This is a genomic window from Paenibacillus sp. P3E, assembly GCF_001909045.1.
Classification (GTDB): Bacteria; Bacillota; Bacilli; order Paenibacillales; family Paenibacillaceae; genus Paenibacillus_AQ; species Paenibacillus_AQ helianthi.
Genome location: NZ_LVWH01000241.1, coordinates 1 through 18,837, shown reverse-complemented (window position 1 = coordinate 18,837; position 18,837 = coordinate 1). Strand labels below are relative to the sequence as shown.

17 protein-coding genes are annotated in these 18,837 nt (G+C 53.3%); 6 read left to right on the top strand and 11 right to left on the bottom strand.

Annotated elements, in window-relative coordinates; all coding sequences use genetic code 11:
- The 7 genes from A3842_RS31265 to A3842_RS31235 form a co-directional block, all read right to left on the bottom strand.
- Window positions 1–229: transposase (locus A3842_RS31265; RefSeq protein WP_074103059.1), on the bottom strand; the 229-nt coding region annotated here is incomplete at its 3' end.
- A gap of 311 nt (window positions 230–540) precedes the next feature.
- Entirely contained in the window at window positions 541–1,143 is a 603-nt protein-coding gene (locus tag A3842_RS31260) for a response regulator transcription factor (protein ID WP_074086670.1), read from the bottom strand.
- Window positions 1,140–2,291, bottom strand: coding sequence for a sensor histidine kinase (locus A3842_RS31255; protein WP_083609821.1), 1,152 nt, complete (start codon window positions 2,289–2,291; stop codon window positions 1,140–1,142). The genes A3842_RS31260 and A3842_RS31255 overlap by 4 nt, the downstream gene beginning before the upstream one ends.
- A 6-nt stretch (window positions 2,292–2,297) precedes the next feature.
- Window positions 2,298–3,035 (bottom strand): ABC transporter permease, encoded by a 738-nt coding sequence (locus A3842_RS31250; RefSeq protein ID WP_074086878.1) that lies wholly within the window; start codon window positions 3,033–3,035, stop codon window positions 2,298–2,300.
- Window positions 3,035–3,946 (bottom strand): ABC transporter ATP-binding protein, encoded by a 912-nt coding sequence (locus A3842_RS31245; RefSeq protein WP_074086668.1) that lies wholly within the window; start codon window positions 3,944–3,946, stop codon window positions 3,035–3,037. Before A3842_RS31245 ends, A3842_RS31250 begins: the two co-directional genes overlap by 1 nt.
- A gap of 242 nt (window positions 3,947–4,188) precedes the next feature.
- Window positions 4,189–4,941: an oxygen-insensitive NADPH nitroreductase gene (gene nfsA / locus A3842_RS31240; protein WP_074103923.1), complete on the bottom strand. Its 753-nt coding sequence runs from the start codon at window positions 4,939–4,941 to the stop codon at window positions 4,189–4,191.
- A gap of 80 nt (window positions 4,942–5,021) precedes the next feature.
- Window positions 5,022–6,365, bottom strand: coding sequence for an aminotransferase-like domain-containing protein (locus A3842_RS31235; RefSeq protein WP_074103922.1), 1,344 nt, complete (start codon window positions 6,363–6,365; stop codon window positions 5,022–5,024).
- 166 nt (window positions 6,366–6,531) lie between these two features.
- Between A3842_RS31235 and A3842_RS31230 the strand changes: the two genes are divergently transcribed.
- Entirely contained in the window at window positions 6,532–7,494 is a 963-nt protein-coding gene (locus tag A3842_RS31230) for a DMT family transporter (protein WP_074103921.1), read from the top strand.
- Between the two features lie 152 nt (window positions 7,495–7,646).
- Here the strand turns inward: A3842_RS31230 and A3842_RS31225 are convergent, their stop codons facing one another.
- The 3 genes from A3842_RS31225 to A3842_RS31215 form a co-directional block, all read right to left on the bottom strand.
- Window positions 7,647–10,100 carry a heavy metal translocating P-type ATPase gene (locus tag A3842_RS31225; RefSeq protein WP_074103920.1) on the bottom strand — a complete coding sequence of 818 codons (2,454 nt, stop codon included), beginning with the start codon at window positions 10,098–10,100 and terminating at the stop codon, window positions 7,647–7,649.
- 115 nt (window positions 10,101–10,215) lie between these two features.
- A complete protein-coding gene (locus A3842_RS31220) occupies window positions 10,216–10,416 on the bottom strand; it encodes a copper ion binding protein (protein ID WP_074086663.1) in 201 nt (66 codons plus the stop codon).
- Between the two features lie 158 nt (window positions 10,417–10,574).
- Window positions 10,575–10,922: a metal-sensitive transcriptional regulator gene (locus A3842_RS31215; protein WP_143186424.1), complete on the bottom strand. Its 348-nt coding sequence runs from the start codon at window positions 10,920–10,922 to the stop codon at window positions 10,575–10,577.
- A 179-nt stretch (window positions 10,923–11,101) separates the two neighbouring features.
- Between A3842_RS31215 and A3842_RS31210 the strand changes: the two genes are divergently transcribed.
- The 4 genes from A3842_RS31210 to A3842_RS31190 all read left to right on the top strand — a co-directional run bounded on the left by A3842_RS31210 (window position 11,102) and on the right by A3842_RS31190 (window position 16,582).
- Entirely contained in the window at window positions 11,102–13,003 is a 1,902-nt protein-coding gene (locus A3842_RS31210; protein ID WP_074103918.1) for a bifunctional diguanylate cyclase/phosphohydrolase, read from the top strand.
- Window positions 13,004–13,221: 218 nt separating this feature from the next.
- Window positions 13,222–14,742, top strand: a complete 1,521-nt coding sequence (locus A3842_RS31205) for an MDR family MFS transporter (RefSeq protein ID WP_074103917.1) — start codon at window positions 13,222–13,224, stop codon at window positions 14,740–14,742.
- 6 nt (window positions 14,743–14,748) lie between these two features.
- Window positions 14,749–15,309 (top strand): PadR family transcriptional regulator, encoded by a 561-nt coding sequence (locus A3842_RS31200; protein WP_074103916.1) that lies wholly within the window; start codon window positions 14,749–14,751, stop codon window positions 15,307–15,309.
- Window positions 15,310–15,604: 295 nt separating this feature from the next.
- Window positions 15,605–16,582, top strand: a complete 978-nt coding sequence (locus tag A3842_RS31190; RefSeq protein WP_074103914.1) for an aldo/keto reductase — start codon at window positions 15,605–15,607, stop codon at window positions 16,580–16,582.
- A 206-nt stretch (window positions 16,583–16,788) separates the two neighbouring features.
- Here A3842_RS31190 and A3842_RS31185 read toward each other — a convergent pair whose 3' ends face one another.
- Window positions 16,789–17,526, bottom strand: coding sequence for an SDR family oxidoreductase (locus A3842_RS31185; RefSeq protein WP_074103913.1), 738 nt, complete (start codon window positions 17,524–17,526; stop codon window positions 16,789–16,791).
- 172 nt (window positions 17,527–17,698) lie between these two features.
- On the opposite strand from A3842_RS31185, the gene A3842_RS31180 reads away from it, so the two are divergent.
- Window positions 17,699–18,622 carry an AraC family transcriptional regulator gene (locus A3842_RS31180; RefSeq protein WP_074086656.1) on the top strand — a complete coding sequence of 308 codons (924 nt, stop codon included), beginning with the start codon at window positions 17,699–17,701 and terminating at the stop codon, window positions 18,620–18,622.
- Window positions 18,623–18,837 lie beyond the last annotated feature (215 nt).

Sequence of the window (18,837 nt, the reverse complement as noted above, 5' to 3'; positions counted from 1 at the left end):
GTAATTCTTTTTCTTGTTCCGCCAGCCGCTGCTCCAGTTCGCGAACCTTTTCCGCACTGTTTACAGGTTCATTGCCGAACTCCCGATACTTCGCCAGCCAGTTATGCAGCACACCAGGGGAGATGCCCAGCTCCTCCCCAATCTCCACCACCGTCTTCGTCTGTTCCTGAATATACTTGACGGCTTCTCTTTTAAACTTTTCATTGTACCGTTGCCGTTGTTCACCCATGTGAACACCTCCTCGTTAAGTTCATTATTCATGCTCTCTTAACGGGTGTCCACTTTTTATTCTACTTGCAAAATTCCACTAACCCTTTAGATTCGCCTACTGCCTGCTCCCCGTTGTTCCTTTGGCCACTCAGCCACTTAGCCACCCAGCCACTGATCCACTCATCCACTCATCCACTCATCCACTCATCCACTTTTAAGAAAGTATGCCTAACAATCACAGCTGAACTTCCACTTCATTCTACTGCAGCACATCTGAGCTTCCACTTCATTCGCAGCATATCTGGACTACAATTGAAGCACGCCTTCCTTCTACATCCAGCCCTTCTCCTCTGCCAGCCGCACGGCTTCGATCCGGCTCTTCACTTCCAGCTTGTTCAGAATTTCCGATATGTAATTGCGGACGGTGCCGTAGGAAAGGTGCAGCGTAGCGGCAATTTCCCCCGCACTCTGGCCGGCACCCGCCAGCTTCAGGATCTCCTGTTCCCGGGAAGACAGCGGATTCTCTTCCCGCAGGCTGCCGAAGACCAGCTCGGGAGACACTTCCCGGTGGCCGGCCATCACCCGGCGGATCGCATCCGCCAGCTTATCCACCGGCTCGTCCTTCAGCAGATAACCTTGAATGCCAGCCTTCACGCCCCGTTCAAAATAGCCCGGACGGGCAAAGGTAGTCAGGATAATGATTTTGGTGGCGCAGCCCTTAGCTTTCAGCGTTTCTGCGACCTCCAGCCCGCTTTTATAAGGCATCTCTATGTCCATCAGGCATACATCCGGCTGAAGTCGTTCAATCACTGCAAGCGCCTCTGCTCCGTCTCCGGCTTCCCCCGCCACTTCAATATCGTCCTCCAGATCCAGCAGCGAAGCCATGGCCCCGCGCAGCAGGCGCTGATCTTCGGCAATCACGATGCGTATCATGCGGTCACTCCATCCTTTCTTTCCTTGACTACTCTCGGGACAACTGCCGTCAAGACAGCCCCCCGCTCTGCTCCCGAACGCAGCGTAATCGATCCATCAATCAGCGACAGCCGTTCGGCCATCCCTTTGATCCCGTTGCCTTCGCTCCGCCCCCGGCCTTCCGGGTCCCGGCTATGCAGACCAACCCCGTTATCTTCAATGGTAATCTGGACGTCCCCCTCTGCCATGGTAATGGCAATCCGGCACCAGTCTGCTTCACTGTGCTTCACAATATTGGTCACCGCTTCCTTGATGCAGAGACTCAGAATATTCTGCGTCAGGTCGGATACACCCTCCAGTACCGTATCCCCCTCGATCTCCAGGACAATCTCCGCAGTGCGCAGCATCTCCCCTACTTCAGCCAGCTCTTCAGCCACGGATATAGCACGCATCTCCGATACCAGCTCACGAACCTGGCGCAGCGCAGCGCGTGAAATCCGCTGGATCTCTCTCGCTTCGGCCTGTGTACGAACGGTATCCTTGGCCGCAAGCTTTTCCACCAGTTGGCTCTTGAGGGTAATCAGCGACAGCGTATGCCCCAGCGTATCATGCAGATCCCGGGCGATCCGCATCCGTTCCTCCCGTTTGACCAGCTCCTTGATGACCTCATTCGCCTGATCCAGCTCCCTTTCGAGCATTCTCTTGCGGTACAGCGAGCGGATACCGAACGGGGAGACCAGCATAATAATCATGAAAGGGTACAGGAACACCAGATCCCCTATAGCCATCCCCCAGGTAGCCATAATTAACGGAACAAGCACCATAGCTGCAAAAGCAGAATAAGCCATTTTGAAGTGTTTATCCTTCGTGTACCAGCCGATAAAATTTGACGTAAAGAAGCCCATAAACAGATCATAAGGCGTATAAGCTACACTCAAAATCACAATAATCAGCACCTGCAGAGCCAGCCACAAGGTAAAGTTTCTGCCCGTGACCCAATAGAGCTGACGGTAGGTCACGACGAACAAGGCCAGCATTACTGCACCCAGCACCAGCTTAATTCCATGCTCCTCCTGCAGATTGATAACCGGAAACAATAAGTACAGGAGCCACATATAAGGGAAAAAGCCGAATCTTTGCGGAAACAACCGGAACTGCCTGCGCGTCATTATGGATTACACCGCTTCCTGTTTTTTTCGGATATAGACCGATAGTATCATAAAGACCGCCAGATATCCGAGCAAAATCAGAATGCTTCCCCACTGCGGAGGATTCCCTGCTACGATCCTCCAGGCCCCATCCCCAAAATGATAGGAAGGCAACCAGTGACCAATCCGCTGCATCAGCTTCGGCATAATATCAAGCGGCATCCACATGCCTCCGGCAACCGCCAGCCCCATATAGAGCACATTGCTGACACCGCTTGCTGTATCGACACGCTTCATGAAACCTATCAGCGTACCGAGGGCCAGAAAAGGCATGGAGCCCGCCAGAATCCACAGTCCACTCAGCAGCCATTGTTCAGCCGTCAGTGATACGCCGTTCATCAAATACCCAGCGAGAAAAATGCAGAGTACCGAGAACAGATGCATGAGGGTCTGACCGAACATTTTACCTGTAAAATATACCGAAGACGGCAGCGGGGTGATACGGATGAATGTGCTCCATCCCTGGGTCCGCTCCTGGACCAACCGGATACCCATGGTCATAATGGCGGAACCCATTACACTGAAAGCGGCCATAGACATCAGGTAGTGCGCCTGCCACTCCGATGCATCGTCCGACCCCGTGTTCACTACTCTTGTAAAGATAAAGTAAAACATGATCGGCATCAGCAAGGACCAAAATACATAATAGGGATTGCGGAAAATCCGCAGCATCTCCGCTTTGCACTGCACGGCAACAAGTCTCATCATTTCGTATCTTCCTCTCTGTTCATGGTTAACTGCTCGAATGCTTCATCCAGGCTCCCCTGGTGAATACGCACATCCCTCACGGCAAGTCCGCCGGTAAAAATCCCCCGGAGTGCCTCGTCCGTGTTCTCTGTGGTCACATGGATCCGGCCGTCTTTGTCGTAGCAATCTTCAACAGAAGGCAGTTCCAGCAGTTGCCCGCGCAGATGTGCGGCATTCCCGGCTGGAAGGAAGGATAGCGACTGCTTAACCATTCTTGCCTTGATCTCTTCCGGACTGCCGTCCGCTACGATAGTCCCTTGACTGAACAACAGAATCCGGTCGGCAATATCCTCAGCTTCCTGCAGATAATGGGTCGTGAACAATATCGTTGTGCCCCGGGCGGCCAGCTCCCTCACGGTGTCCCAGAAGTGGCGCCGGGCCGTGGTATCCAGTCCAACCGTCGGTTCGTCCAGGAACAGCAGCTGCGGGTTTCCCGCCAGCGCCAGCGCAAAGGAGAGACTGCGCTTTTGGCCGCCGGAGAGCTTCTCTGCATAGCGGTTCAGATCCGCAGGAGCCAGCCCTGTCGCCCCCAGCAGAAAGTCCATATCCATCGGCTGCGGATAATAGCTTCGGATCAGGGCGATAATCTCACGGACTTTAAGCCGGTCCATTACGCTCACCTCCTGCAGCATAGCCCCGCTGCGCTCCCGCACCCTCACATCCCGGGGAGAGCTTCCAAATACCTTAATCGTTCCTTCTGTGGGTTCCAGCAGCCCCAGCAGCATCGATATCATCGTTGTTTTCCCCGCTCCGTTTGGTCCAAGGACCGCTGTAATGGACCCCTTGCCGATGGTAAAGCTAATACCGTCGACCGCTTTTTTATCATTGAAGGCTTTACTGACGCCGTTCATTTCAATCACGTGATTCATGTCTGATTCCTCCATCACCTAATGTCTTTGCCGTACTTCCATAGTAATCAATAACAGAAGGGGACATCAGTATGGACTGTCATTTTTTCCGGGTGACAATTGTCATCCGGCTTAGAGCAAGCACAGCACAATCTGCCTGCTTCGTCTGGCAAGCCAAAGAGCCCCCGCCAACGTGAAGCGTTGACAGGAGGCTCTTAACGACTTTAACCCTATGGAATTGGCAGGCGTCAGGCCATCCCGGCCTATTTCTGCATGAACCCTTTTTGCAGCAAAAACTCCTTCATCTGCAGCCGGGAGGGCTGGGCGAGACGCCCTGCCATCATCTCGGACCAAGGCGTATCCTTTTGCCCTCCGGTCCGTTCACGCATGTAATCCCGCGTTATTTCATCATACACCTTAACCTGTCCTACCGATGCTTCAGCCTGATAGCCGTTATGATGCAGCACCGCCTGGAGCGGAAGACGCGGACGGATACCGTTCACTCCGGCGGGATACCCCAGGCACATGCCGAAGACCGGATAGACCAGCTCGGGCAGCCCCAGCAGTTCAGACACTTCTGCAATATGATTGCGGATTCCACCGATATAGACAATGCCAAGACCAAGCGACTCGGCGGCAACCGCCGCATTCTGGGCGGCCAGCGCCACGTCGACGGTGGCTACGATCAGATTCTCGGTGGAATCCTCGTAAGATTCGGCCCCCTGCAGATAAGGTCCGCTGATCTCCCGCAGACGGTACAGATCGGCGCACCACACCAGGAAGACCGGGCACTGCTCAATGTAAGCCTGGCCGCCGGACAGCTTGGACAGCTGGGCTTGGAGGGCTGGCTCGGTCACTGCAATGACTGTGTAAGCCTGGACACTGCTGGAGGTTGAAGCCATCTGGCCCGCTCCGATGATAGCCGCCAGCTGCCCGTCACTGACCGGCTTGTCTAGAAACTGGCGGACAGAGGTATGCCGGTTCAATAGCTCCAGCGTTTCGTTATTGGGTTTCATAATCTTAACCTCACTTTTTTTCTAGTTATATAGGCATTATGAACACAAATAAAGCCACAAACAACAGGCACAGCTGCGCTCTACCACCCGCTCCCCCGCTTCACCTCCTGGACAATGGCCTTGACCCCCTCATCAATCTGATCCAGCCGGGCGCGTGAAATGCTGATGCGCAGGAACTTTTCCCGGTTCCGGTACCCGGACAGATAGAATCCATTGCCGGATACGACCCGGATCTTCCGCTCCCCCAGCCGCTTGACCAGACGCTCCAGATTCACTGTTCCCGGCACCTTGAATTGCATATACATGCCGGAGCTTTCAGCAGACACCTCAATCAAATCTTCCGTATTGTGCTGCCGGAGGGCCTCATACATAGCATGAATCCTTTCGGCATACAGGGCTTTTATTTTGTGTCTGTGATGCTCGTACATGCCATTCTTGATGTATACCTCAAGCGCCGCCTGGGACAACAACGAAGTGTCCGTATAGCCTTTATAGGCGCGGAAGGTTTCCAGCAGCGGTTCAGGCACCACAGCCGCACCCAGCCGGAGACCCGGAAAAATGATTTTGGAGAAGCTTTTCAAATAAACCACATGAGCCGTCTGGTCATACGCATAGATTGGATCAAAACGCCGCTCCGTTCCGAGGTCTGCCATGTAATCATCCTCAATGATGTATACATCGTATTTGCCCGCTAACCCGGCGATGGCTCTCCGTTCCTCTGCGCTGTACGAGGTTCCAAGCGGATTATGATATCTGGGCATGGTATAAAAGAATTTGATTCGCCCGCCTCTGAACCTCTCCTCCAGCTCCTGCAGATCCATCCCTGCCGCTGAACGGGCGATTCCGCTCACCGTCACCCCTTCCGCCTCCAAATACCGCAGGTAAATATCATAGCTCGGCTGTTCAACCAATATTTCCGTCCTGCCGTTCGGGAACGGCATCCTGGCCAGAATCTCCAGCGCCTGCTGGATACCCGAAGTGATCAGGATGCGTTCCATTTTGGCAAAAACCTGATACTCTGCCAGATGAGACACCAGCGTATGGCGCAGCGTCTCCAGCCCCAGCGAATCTCCATAGGTGAACAGATGATACTTGTACCGGTCAATCGCCTTGTTGAGGCAGTGCTGGAAATCCAAATACGGAAATACGTTCAGATCGGGCGAGGCCGAGGCATAATCGATCTCCCCACTGCTGCCGGAAGCGGCCGGTTCCTCCGTCCTGTCCACCATGTAATATCCGCTCTGCGGAATGGAATAAATCACGTGTGATCTCTCCAGCTCCCCATAGGCCCGAAGAATCGTGCTGACACTGCACCCATAGAACTCTGCGGCATTACGAACAGAAGGCAGCTTTTGCCCGGGGCTGAACTGTCCTCCCTTGATCCCCTTCTCCATTTGGGATAAGACTGCATGAAACTTTTTCATAGCACGCCTCCCTTCTCTTTTTCTTTTATTATACAGGAATCAGTTAACTGTACCGGTACAGTACCGAAAAACGGGTATTGTTGACCTGCGGATTTCCCTTTAATTTTAAAGTAACAGATAAGACGTTTCGGCGATCCTGTCCTGTTCACGAAAGGGAGATGCACTCATGCAGCAAAACGGACTCAAGCTGGCTTATACCTTTGCCGTGCTTAACGCAGTCATCATCGGATTCTCATTCTTCTTCACCAAAGTGGCGCTCGGCCATGCCGGACCGCTCGATACGTTAACCTACCGCTTCGCCGCTTCATTTGTAGTGATGTCGATCCCGGTCGCCTTCGGCTGGGTCAAAATATCCTACCGCGGCAAGCCGGTTCTCAAGGCACTGCTGCTGGCAGCCATGTACCCGCTTGGATTTTTCACACTTCAAGTATTCGGACTCCAGCACGCGACCTCTGCAGAGGGAGGGATTCTCTATTCGTTTACTCCGGTCGTGACGATGATCATCGCCTCGATATTCTTGAAGGAGACCACAACCCTTCTCCAAAAGCTATGTATCTTCCTGTCTGTATTCGGCGTTGTGTTTATCTTCATCATGAAAGGGGGCAGCCTTCATCTGTCCAACATGACCGGGATCGTGCTGCTGTTCCTGACCTGCCTGGCCTTTGCCGGGTACAGCGTGCTGGCCCGTTCGCTCTCCAGCCACTTCAGCCCCGCTGAACTCAGCTACCTGATGATGGGGATCGGCTTCGCCGCCTTCCTGATCACTTCGCTCACCGGACATGTAGCCAGCGGAACCCTCGGCGACTTCCTTCAGCCGCTCCAGAGCGGCACCTTTATCTTGTCTGCTGTGTACTTGGGCGTTATCGCATCACTCGTCACCACCCTGACATCAACCTATATCTTGTCCAAAATAGAAGCTTCCCTCATGAGCGTGTTCACCAATCTCTCGACCATCGTCTCCATCGGTGCCGGAGCAGTCCTTCTCGGGGAGGACATTACAGTGTATCACTGGATCGGGTCACTGCTGATTATCGCAGGGGTCATTGGTACAAACTGGCTGGGCCGCAAAAAGGCAAAAGCCAGCGCCAAGGCTGCTCTGCCGGTGCCACTAAGTACATCAAGCAAGTAATATATGCCGCATCCCGGGGAGGCGGGGCATCTACAACGGCAGACTAACCCGCGGGCACCAACAACATCAACAAAAAGAATCGCCAGCGTTTAACGCCTAGGCGATTCTTTTACGTTCAGCCGCAGGAGCTTTCCCCTTGCGGCTATATCTCTTTACAGCTTCACCCGCTGCAGCCGCAGTGCGTTCAGGACGACCGAGACCGAGCTGAATGCCATTGCCGCACCGGCCAGCCATGGGGCCAGGAAACCCAGAGCGGCGACCGGGATGCCAATCGTATTATAGGCAAGTGCCCAGAACAAATTCTGCTTGATATTCCGCATCGTTCTGCGGCTCATCATGACCGCATCCGGTATGCTCATCAGGTCACCGCGCATCAATGTGATGTCTGCCGCTTCCATCGCCACATCGGTACCGGTGCCGATGGCCATTCCGGTATCCGCTGTCGCCAGGGCAGGAGCATCGTTGATGCCGTCGCCGACCATGGCTACCTTGACTCCGCCGCTTTGCAGTCTGCGGATCTCGGCGGCCTTGCCCTCCGGAAGCACCTCGGCCAGCACCGTACGGATGCCGGCCTGTTCGGCGATGGCCTGGGCCGTAATCTTGTTGTCCCCGGTAATCATCACCACTTCAATGCCCATTTCATGCAGCTTAGCTACCGCTGCCCGCGAGGTTTCCTTGATGGTATCGGCTACCGCTACTACTCCGGCAATCACGCCATCCACGGACACGAGCATCGCGGTCTTGCCTTCCTGCTCCAGCTTCGTCATATGCGGAGCCCATGGACCAGGCTCCGCGCCGCCTTGCTCCATCATCCTGCGGGTGCCTATACTTACGGTCTGCCCGTCGACCACTGCGGTGATTCCGCGTCCCGGCACAGCCTGGAACTGTCCGGCTTCAGGCAATCCCAGGCCTCTGGCAGCAGCACCGGCGACAATGGCATCCGCCAGCGGGTGTTCCGAGAGTTTTTCCGCAGCTGCCGTAAGGGCAAGCAGGCGGTTCTCGGCGTTTTCCCTGCCATGCGCGGCGATGCCTGTCGTTGTAAGGATATCTGTCAATACAGGCTTGCCGCTTGTAACGGTACCTGTCTTATCCAGCACCACAACCTGAATCCCCTGCGCGGCTTCCAGATGCTCGCCGCCCTTGAACAGGATGCCGAATTCAGCTGCGCGGCCTGATCCAGCCATAATCGAGGTAGGTGTAGCCAGACCCAGCGCACACGGACAGGCAATAACCAGCACGGCAATAGCCTTCTCGAGCGCCTCAGCGAACTGGCCGGGAGCGCCCCAGACGTACCAGATCACAAAGGTCACCGCTGCAATCGCCACGACAATCGGCACAAAAATGCCGGAAATCACATCAGCGATCCGCTGGATCGGCGCCTTGGAGCCCTGGGCCTCTTCAACCACTTTAATAATTTGCGCCAGCGCGGTATCACGGCCTACCTTACGGGCCTTGATCCGCAGCATACCGTTTTTGTTGAGCGTAGCTCCGATTACATTGTCTCCGGGCTTCTTCTCCACCGGAATGCTCTCACCAGTCAGCATGGATTCATCCACAGAGGACAGACCTTCAATAACCTCTCCATCCACAGGGACCTTCGTTCCAGGCTTCACGAGAACCAGGTCTCCCGGAATCACTTCCTCTACCGGGATGCTTAGCTCTGCACCGTCACGCACCACCAGTGCGGTCTTGGCCTGCAGGCCCATCAGGCTGCGGATCGCATCGGAGGAACGTCCTTTTGCCAGGGCTTCGAACCATTTGCCGACCAGAATCAGCGTAATCAGAATCGCGCTGGTCTCGTAGTACATATCCACGGAATGATTCATTCCGTTCATACTCAGGGAATCGATCGTCAGATACAAACTGTAGAAATAGGCTGCCGAGGTGCCCAGCACTACCAGCACATCCATATTGGCGCTGCCGTTCTTCAGCGCCTTATAGGCACTGATATAGAATTGCCAGCCAATGATGAACTGAACCGGCGTAGCCAGCACCAGCTGGAACCAGGGATTCATCAGCAGCTCCGGTGTCCAGATCCAGTCTGTAAAGGTAAAGTGACCTGCCATTGCCCATAGCAGCGGAAATGAGAGAATGGCAGAAATCATCCACTTATTCCGCTTGCGCACAGTCTCCTGTCCTCGCTGATCGGCTTGTTCCTTGCGATCCTGCTTCAATGTTGCCTTGTAGCCAATGCTGCTTACCTTCTCCATAATATCGGATACGCCAACGTTCCCCGGCGCATATTCCACATGCGCCGTTTCCAGCGCCAGATTCACGTTCACGGCCGCAATGCCCGGCATGCGTCCCAGCACTTTCTCAATCCGTGCCGAACAGGCCGCGCAGGTTATGCCTGAGATATCGAAATCCGCCGACTCCTTGCGGGTATCATAGCCAAGCGAGCGGATCTTCTCCTCGATTTGCGGCACTCCCGCAACCGCAGGATCAAATCCCACGGTTGCCTGCTCCAGCGCCAAATTCACATTCGCCTTGGATACCCCCTCCATACGGGAGAGCCCCTTCTCAATCCGTGCCGCGCAAGCAGAACAGGTCATTCCCGTAATCTGCAGCGTGGTCTGCTGCAGGGCGGCTTCAGCTGTTTTCTCCATTTGTTCGCACCCCCATACCCCTAAGGGGTATATTCTTTTGTAAAAGAAAAGGCATTGGCGCCTCTGAAATCTCAAGGATTCCCCGCTCCAAGCCTTTATATGCTGCAGCTTCCCCTTAGACTACATCGTAGCCCTGATCCTCAATTGCCGCCTTTATTGCGCTAAGGCTCACTTTATTCTCATCATAATCAACGGCTACCGTCTTGGCCTGCAAATCCACCTTCGCTTCGGCACCTACACCGCTTACCGCCTTCTCTACCGCACTGACACAATGACCGCAAGACATTCCTTCTACATTCAATGTTGCGTTAGACATTATAAACCCTCCTAAAAGTTTTATGGAGCACTACTACTTGAACTTTCTACGCAATAAAACTCGCTTCGAAAGCACACGCTTAGTTTTGTTAGCCTATACTTCCTGAATTCACTTCGTACAAAACTGGCTTCGGAAGCATACGCTTAGTTTGGTTAGCCTTATTTCATCAGCTTGTTGACCGTGATCAGCAGCTCGTCAATAACCTCATGTTCCCCGGCCTCGATCCGCTCAATAATGCAGCTCTTCATATGCCCTTCAAGCAACAGCCTGCCGACACTGTTCAGTGCCGCCTGGACCGCCGCCAGCTGGTTGAGCACATCATCGCAGTAAGTATCCCGCTCGATCATGCCTTTGACGCCGCGGATCTGACCTTCGATCCGATTGAGCCGGGTGGTAAGCCCGCTCTTGAATTCCGCTGAATGATGACTTTTGCGTACACCGGGAGCAGAAGGATGACAATCATCTCCACAGGAATGCTCCGCGTGCTCCTTCTCATTAGTAGACACAGGAATCAGCCTCCTCAATTACAATATAATATACCCCCCACGGGTATGTCAACACCTTACCGCTGTTTTTCTCACTTTCCCGAACAACCGCTACATTTGTCATGATTTAGCAGGATTTTCGTCTCTGAAAGCGAATGTATAACGCAGAGACTCCTTTGAATCCGTCTGGTGAAATTCCTATGATTCCCTGGCGTAGCACACATAATCACGAACACAGAGGAGGGGCAGCGTTGTTCAAACGCATAACCGGCAGCTTCTTACTAAACAAAGGACACTTGTACTCCTTTATCATATGCTTGACCGGTCTGGGCTTATTTGTTATTTATAGTGAAGGTTCCCTGCAGCATTTCTCATCCTCCGCATGGGGCTGGGTTACCGCCATGGCGGGAGCGGCAGTAATTCTAACCCTCTTTACCTTTCAGCTCCCTCCACAGGGGAACGGGCTGTCTCTCGACTCCTCCGTTTATTTGGCCTGCATTTTTGTCTTTGGTCCCTCATTCACACTCATGGTACTGCTGCTGAGCTCCCTGGTGCTGATGTTCTTTGAATGGGGCAACACAGCATGGTGGAAGCATCTCAACAATTTTGCCGTATACTGCATTATGATAACTTCCGCTTCCTACGTATTCGCTGCGCTGGGGGCCGTGTACGGACCGCTGCTCAGCAGCCGCCTGGAAGCTTATATCAGTGCTATGGCCATATATTTTATCCTGAACACACTGCTAATTGGCTTCTATTATTACGTTGTTTTTCACAAAAATCTGTATGACACCCTCAAAGGGATGCTGACGGATACCATCCTGGCCTATTCCTGTACATTGGTGCTGTCCCTGGTCTTGACAATTCTGCTATATCACAACCAAATGGTCGGACTTGGACTGTTCCTCTGTCTTAGCATTCTCATCTCCTATTCCTTCAAGCGGCTGTTCAGCATGTACCGTGATATTGAGGAACGCTCCAACCGCGACCCCCGGACAGGACTGTTCAACCACAGTTATTTCGAACTTGCGCTGGAAGAGGAAATGCGAAGTTCGCAGGCTAGCGGCACAGCACTTTCCCTGGCGATGATCGATATCGATGATTTCAAAAAGTACAATGATCATTTCGGCCATCTCAAGGGCGACGGGCTGATCGTTTTTTTGGCAGAGCTGCTGAAGCGGGAGACGCAGGATACGAACATTATGGTTTCCCGCTATGGCGGGGAAGAATTCACACTGCTGATGCCGGGCTATGATGCCACAGCGGCCAGAAACTTCATGGAATCCCTGCGCAAAACCCTCAACCATTCCCGGTTTGAAGGCAGTGAAATTTTCCCTCAGGGCTGTCTGGCCTTCTCTGCCGGCATCGCCGCGTACCAGCCGGATGTCCATTTCAAGTCAGAGCTTGTGGACCATGCCGACCAGGCGCTCTATTATGCCAAAAAACAAGGGAAGAACCTCGTTCATATCTATGGCAGCCAGTCGCCGCTGGAGCAGGACATCGATTTCAGCCAGGATGTGCGGGATATTGAGCAGCAGCTGAACCTGTTCATGTACAAGGATCTGGAGACCTTCAAGCATTCGAAGCGCGTCTTCCGCTATGCGATGGACATCAGCGAACTGCTGAATCTCGACCCCCTCACCAAACGGCAGTTTACATTGGGCGCACTGATTCACGACATCGGTAAGCTGGAGATCCCCTGGGGCATCCTGAATAAAAAAGACAAGCTGGCGCCCGAAGAATGGGAAATGGTCAAATGGCATGTCACCTGGGGCCGGGAAATGGCGTTAACGAACGATAAATTCAAGGAGCTCGCCCCCTACATCGAGCTGCATCATGAACGCTACGACGGCAAGGGTTACCCTTACGGCTTCAAATATGAAGAAATCCCCCGGCTGTGCCGGATGCTGACCATCATCGACTCCTTCGACGCCATGACTACCGAACGGCCGTACCAGCCGACGAAGTCGTTCCAAGAAGCCATTGTGGAGCTTCGCGCCTGTGCCGGCAGCCAATTTGACCCCGAGCTGACTGAGCTGTTCATCCAATACATTCAAAAACAGGACCCCTGCGGAAGTGAAGCGGCGATCTATATAAGCTGAACAATATGTGAAATGGTTGTTATTAAACGTCCCCGCTTTTGGAATACTTAGTTCAACTGCCGTTCTTGTATAAGGGCGGCGGTTATTTGTTTTGTCTGATTTTACGACCTGAATAAGGGAAGATTTCGTTTAAAATTTAGCGAAATAATACTTGCTACCCTATTCAAATTTGACTATAATAAGGCTCACGAAACTTTTTCAGAAGGAGTCTGCAAAATATGAATAGTAAAGAAAGCAACCTGAAGCTTGTAGTTGTCGGCTTGCTGCTGGGCATTCTAATGTCCGCAATGGACAATACCATCGTAGCTTCGGCTATGGGCACCATCGTTTCCGACCTTGGCGGGCTCGATAAAATCGTCTGGGTAACCTCGGCTTATATGGTCATGGTTATGGCCGGAACGCCGATCTTCGGCAAGCTGTCCGATATGTACGGCCGGAAACGGTTTTTCATCTTTGGCCTAATCGTATTTCTGGCCGGCTCTGCGCTATGCGGAACGGCAACCAGCATCACCCAGCTCAGTATATACCGGGCGATTCAAGGGATTGGCGGCGGTGCGCTTATGCCGATCGCCTTCACCATAATGTTTGATATCTTCCCCCCGGAGAAAAGAGGCAAGCTAACCGGACTCTTCGGCGCTGTCTTCGGTATTTCCAGTGTGGTAGGTCCTCTGCTCGGCGCTTATATTACAGACTATGTAGGCTGGCAGTGGGTGTTCTATATCAACCTGCCGATAGGCGTTGTCGCATTTATTCTGATCACCATCTCCTACAAGGAATCCGTCTCCCACTCCAAGCAGCGCATTGACTGGGGCGGTGCCTTTACACTGGTGGGTGCAGTAATCTGCCTGATGTTTGCCCTGGAGCTGGGCGGCAATCAATATGCCTGGGATTCTGCTGCCATTCTCGGCTTATTCGCCGGCTTTGCTGTACTGCTGATTGCCTTTCTGTTAATTGAACGGTGGGCGCCGGAGGCGGTCATTTCCTTCGCCATGTTCCGCAACCGCCTGTTTGCAACCAGCAGTCTCTTGGGATTGTTCTACGGTTCGGCTTTCATCGTCGCCACAGTATACATTCCGATTTATGTACAAGGGGTATACGGAGGCTCGGCTACGAACTCCGGGCTGATCCTCATGCCCATGATGATCGGTACGGTAATCGGCAGCCAGACCGGAGGACTGCTCACTACAAAGACCAGCTTCCGCAACATTATGCTGTTATCTGCGGTTTGCTTCGTGGCCGGAGTGTTCTCCTTAAGCACGCTGACCCCGGATACTTCCAGGCTGCTGCTTAATGCATTTATGGCGTTGACCGGCTTTGGCGTAGGGTTCTCCTTCTCTGTGCTCAGCATGTCCTCGATTCACCATTTCGACATGCGCCAGCGCGGCTCCGCCACTTCGACCAGCACCTTCATGCGTTCGCTGGGCATGACGCTCGGCATTACCATCTTCGGAATTATTCAGCGCAACAGCTTCACTAGCGAACTAAGTAATGCCTTCGGTGCGGGTGCAGATACTTCGTCATTCGGTGATCCCCGGGCGGCCTTAACTCCTGAAGCCAGAGCCCATATTCCCGCCCCTGTACTGGAGAAGATCTCGAGTGCACTATCCGGCTCGATTTCCCATACCTTTATGTGGGCGCTGGTACCGGCTGTGCTGGGATTTGTTTTTGTCCTCCTGATGCCGGGTGACCGCCTTAAGGTTCACAGCAAAAAACAGCAGCCGGCCAGTAATCAGGGTTAAGCCGTCATGTCCATGAAGATGGTGATTCTGGGCCTGCTGCTGGAACGGGATATGCACCCCTATGAGATTAAGCTCGTAATGAAAGAACGGACCATGGATCGAATGATGAAGCTGCAGATGGGGTCTTTATACTATGCTGTAGACAAACTGGTCCAAGAAAGACATATTGAAGCTGTTGAGGTGATTCACAGCAGTGACCGTCCGGACAAGACCATCTACCGCATTACCGATAAGGGTAAGGCCCTGTTCGAGCAGCTAATTCTACAGCAGATCAAAAAAAACGACCTGGTCTTCCATCCGCTTTACACTGCGCTTGCGTTCTCTCGCCATATTGATCAGAGTAAGGTCGAGAAGCTGCTGGAAGAGCGGATTCGTGAAACTGAACATCAGGTGAATTTTGCCTATCAGGTATATGAGGAGCATATTGCCATCGTTCCACGCTCGGCGCTTCATGCGATGTATGGCAAATATGAGCACAGTCTAATCGAGCTGAAATGGCTGAAACGCCTCTTCGCGGATGTGTCCGAACGGAAAATGAGTGATATTGGCACACCGCTCGATCTATAAGCACGCGCACAATAACACGTGTTACAACTTTGAAGTGAAACGGAAGTTTGAAAGGAGGCCCCCGGGCCTCTTTCCTGTTTACAGGGCCTTGAATCCGTTTATTAATGAGCAAACTGCCGGAAAGCAGGCAGAATGTTGATCCGATTCCTATGGAGGATTTGAACCTGGAGAAGGAGGAGGAGAAAGATAAGGAGGCACCCAAAACCGTTCCTCGAGTGACAAAAAGTACCCTACCGGATTCTAAAGAGGTACACTATCCTCGGAGCTGCCATTTTATCATTACGGAGGGATCTTCATGCTGAGAACGCTGCCACTGAATAAACGCGGAATCCCGGCTAGCCGCATTGCCCTGGGGTGCATGGGGCTAGGAGGAGACTGGGATCATGAACCGATTACAGCAGAGCATGTGAAGCAGGGCCACGAAGCGGTAGAGGCCGCGCTGGATATCGGGATCAACTTCTTTGACCATGCGGATATTTACACCCGTGGAAAAGCAGAGAAGGTATTCGGACAGATTTTCAAGGATCGTCCGGGTCTGCGGGAAGAGATTATTCTGCAATCCAAATGCGGAATCAAGCTGATGGAGCCGGGAGACCTCTCCAATGTCTTCGATTTCTCCAAAGAGCATATCCTGAGTAGTGTCGATGGAACCCTTAACCGCCTGGGAACCGAGTATATCGATATCCTGCTGCTCCACCGGCCTGATCCGCTGATGGACCCCGAGGAGGTTGCCGAAGCGCTGCATCAGCTCAAAGCAGCCGGAAAGGTACGCCATTTCGGGGTCTCCAATATGAGCGCAGCCCAGATCAAGCTGCTTCAGTCCTATTGCGATGAACCCTTCATCGTCAACCAGCTGCATATGAGCCTGGCCAAAATCAGCTGGGTGGATGCCGTAATCAGCGTCAACCGGGAGCCCTGGAAAGATATCACCTTCCCCGAGGGCACCATCGAGCACTGCCGCGCTGAGAACATCCAGCTTCAGGCCTGGGGGCCGCTGGCCCAGGGAATGTTCAGCGGCCGCCCTCTGGAAGGGCAACCGGAGAATATCGTGAACACCGCCGCCAGGGTCAAAGTGCTGGCTGAAGAGAAGAACACTACCCCCGAGGCGATCGTGCTCTCGTGGCTCATGACTCACCCGGCTGCAATCCAGCCGGTCATTGGAACAGTGAACCCGCAGCGGATCGCCGCCTGCAGAGATGCGGACCAACTGGAGCTGTCCCGCAGGGAGTGGTATGACCTGTACATCAGCTCGCGCGGCGAGAAGCTGCCTTAACAAACATGTCTGCTGACAGCGGTGATGCACCCTTACCTTGCAAGAAATAGACCACCTGTGGTAATTGGGTAACGTCCTAAATCTGACCCTGTTCCAAGAGCCGTCAGCTCTTAAGGCGGACCGTACCCAGAAAAGAGCCGTGTAGACGCACGGCTCTTTTTCTACTGCATCCTGGCATTTGCTCAACAGAGCCGATCAGTGACTGCTTACCCCTGGGCAGTGGGACGGACAATAATCTCGCTCACATCAACACCCTCTGGCTGCTCGATGGCGAATGCCATAGCGCGGGCAATGGCATCCGCCGGCATCGCGATCTCATCCCGGGACTCCTCAAGTTTGGCCTTGATCTCCGGATTGGTCATGGATTCCGCAAAGTTTGTCCGTGTCATGCCCGGAGAGATAATCGTCACGCGCAGCTTATCCCCAGCCTCCTGGCGCAAGCCCTCGGAGATGGCGCGCACAGCAAACTTCGTGCCGGCGTATACAGCCATGTTCGGGACAATGCGAAATGCTGCGGTAGAAGCTGTATTGACGAAATGCCCGAACCCCTGCTTGCGGAACACTGGCAGCGCAGCCGCTATGCCGAATAGCACTCCTTTAACATTGATGTCGATCATATCCTCCCAATCCTCTACGCGCAGTTCATCAAGAGGGGAGATCGGCATCACTCCGGCATTGTTGATTAGAACATCAAGCTTGCCGTACCGCTCACATGCCAGATTAACCAGCCCCAGGACGTCTTCACGGCGTCTTACATCTGTTGCAGCGTAGGCGACTTCACCTCCGGTACTCGCGATGCGGGCCGCGAGTGCCTCCAACCGTCCCGTTCCACGCGCCCCAAGCACGACCTTCGCTCCACGCTCCGCTAACAGAAGCGCAGCCGCTTCACCAATCCCGCTGCTTGCACCTGTAATTGCTATAACCTTGCCTTCAATTCCTGACATCTAAATCCCCACTTTCCAGCATATTAGCCACATTCTATTGATGGCTTACCCTGTTCATTATGGGGATTTCCCATTGGTGAAAGGTAGACTATTCATATTCAATCCTTGCCTAATCCTGCCCATTGTGGCTACACTAGGCTCAGTTGAATGTACGGGAAAGGAGCACAGATCTATGAGCTTATCTATCATTAACCCTTCAATTTCAGAATATCAGCGTGAACTGGCTCTGCTGATTCAGCATCACACTCCTTCAGATGGCGCACATCCTTCGGCTGTGCCTTCACTTTTTTTCAGACGATCCTCTCATGTACTGGAGCCGAGACATTCCATAAACGTCCCCTCCTTGTGCATTATCGTGCAAGGCTCCAAGACAGCCACAGTGGGAGGCGACAGCTACACCTATGACCCGGCCAGCTATCTCGTCACTCCTGTTCATCTCCCCATTATCGGTAAAATCACAGAGGCATCCCCGCAAGCCCCCTACCTCAGCCTTCAGTTGAACTTCACTCCAGACCTCATTCTGGATATCGTCAAGGGTAACCCGCAACCATGGAACGGAAAAACCGGCCGGGGAATTATCGTTAGCCAATCTACCCCTTCACTGCTGGATGCCGTCCTGCGGCTGGTCAAACTTGTGGAGACCCCCGAGGATATCCCGGTCCTCGCACCGCTGATCACCCGTGAGGTTCTTTATAGAGTGCTGCAAGGCGAGCAAGGAGCGTCAATCACACAATTTGCCTTTACCGGCAGCCATGCCTACCGTATCTCTGAAGCAATCCAATGGATCAACCGTGACTATGCCAAGCCCCTTCTGATTGAAGAATTGGCGAAGGAGGTCAACCTGAGCCCATCAGCCCTGCACAAGCATTTCAAAAAGGTCACCGCCATGAGCCCGCTCCAGTATCAAAAGGCTATACGCCTGCAAGTCGCACGCCGATTGCTGCTTACAGAGTTTCTGGACGCGGCCGATGCAGGCTTTCGGGTCGGTTACGAGAGCCCTTCCCAGTTCAGCCGGGAGTACGCCCGCATGTTCGGACGCCCGCCAATCAGCGATGTCAAACACATGCGCGACTCCATCATCTCCCCGGCTACTTAACGTGGTCCGGCCCCTGCTGGAACGAACCAAAGGCATTCTGCCTTTGGTTTCGCCCTCAGGCCCACTTTGGCCGGATTCAAGACATTTCTGCCTTTATTCTCACCTTCAGCTCCCCACCACCACACCCCATCTGACAGCTCAGCCTCCCACCAATTTGTTCTTTATAAAGAACATTTTACGAAAAACAGCGATACAGATAGATATCGGTAGATAAA

Excerpts from the sequence above, each read along its gene's own strand:
- A3842_RS31260 (WP_074086670.1), bottom strand. The coding sequence starts at position 1,143 with ATGATACGCATCGTGATTGCCGAAGATCAGCGCCTGCTGCGCGGGGCC.
- A3842_RS31255 (WP_083609821.1), bottom strand. The coding sequence starts at position 2,291 with ATGACGCGCAGGCAGTTCCGGTTGTTTCCGCAAAGATTCGGCTTTTTC.
- A3842_RS31250 (WP_074086878.1), bottom strand. The coding sequence starts at position 3,035 with ATGAGACTTGTTGCCGTGCAGTGCAAAGCGGAGATGCTGCGGATTTTC.
- A3842_RS31245 (WP_074086668.1), bottom strand. The coding sequence starts at position 3,946 with ATGAATCACGTGATTGAAATGAACGGCGTCAGTAAAGCCTTCAATGAT.
- nfsA (WP_074103923.1), bottom strand. The coding sequence starts at position 4,941 with ATGAAACCCAATAACGAAACGCTGGAGCTATTGAACCGGCATACCTCT.
- A3842_RS31235 (WP_074103922.1), bottom strand. The coding sequence starts at position 6,365 with ATGAAAAAGTTTCATGCAGTCTTATCCCAAATGGAGAAGGGGATCAAG.
- A3842_RS31230 (WP_074103921.1), top strand. The coding sequence starts at position 6,532 with ATGCAGCAAAACGGACTCAAGCTGGCTTATACCTTTGCCGTGCTTAAC.
- A3842_RS31225 (WP_074103920.1), bottom strand. The coding sequence starts at position 10,100 with ATGGAGAAAACAGCTGAAGCCGCCCTGCAGCAGACCACGCTGCAGATT.
- A3842_RS31220 (WP_074086663.1), bottom strand. The coding sequence starts at position 10,416 with ATGTCTAACGCAACATTGAATGTAGAAGGAATGTCTTGCGGTCATTGT.
- A3842_RS31210 (WP_074103918.1), top strand. The coding sequence starts at position 11,102 with ATGATTCCCTGGCGTAGCACACATAATCACGAACACAGAGGAGGGGCA.
- A3842_RS31205 (WP_074103917.1), top strand. The coding sequence starts at position 13,222 with ATGAATAGTAAAGAAAGCAACCTGAAGCTTGTAGTTGTCGGCTTGCTG.
- A3842_RS31200 (WP_074103916.1), top strand. The coding sequence starts at position 14,749 with ATGTCCATGAAGATGGTGATTCTGGGCCTGCTGCTGGAACGGGATATG.
- A3842_RS31190 (WP_074103914.1), top strand. The coding sequence starts at position 15,605 with ATGCTGAGAACGCTGCCACTGAATAAACGCGGAATCCCGGCTAGCCGC.
- A3842_RS31185 (WP_074103913.1), bottom strand. The coding sequence starts at position 17,526 with ATGTCAGGAATTGAAGGCAAGGTTATAGCAATTACAGGTGCAAGCAGC.
- A3842_RS31180 (WP_074086656.1), top strand. The coding sequence starts at position 17,699 with ATGAGCTTATCTATCATTAACCCTTCAATTTCAGAATATCAGCGTGAA.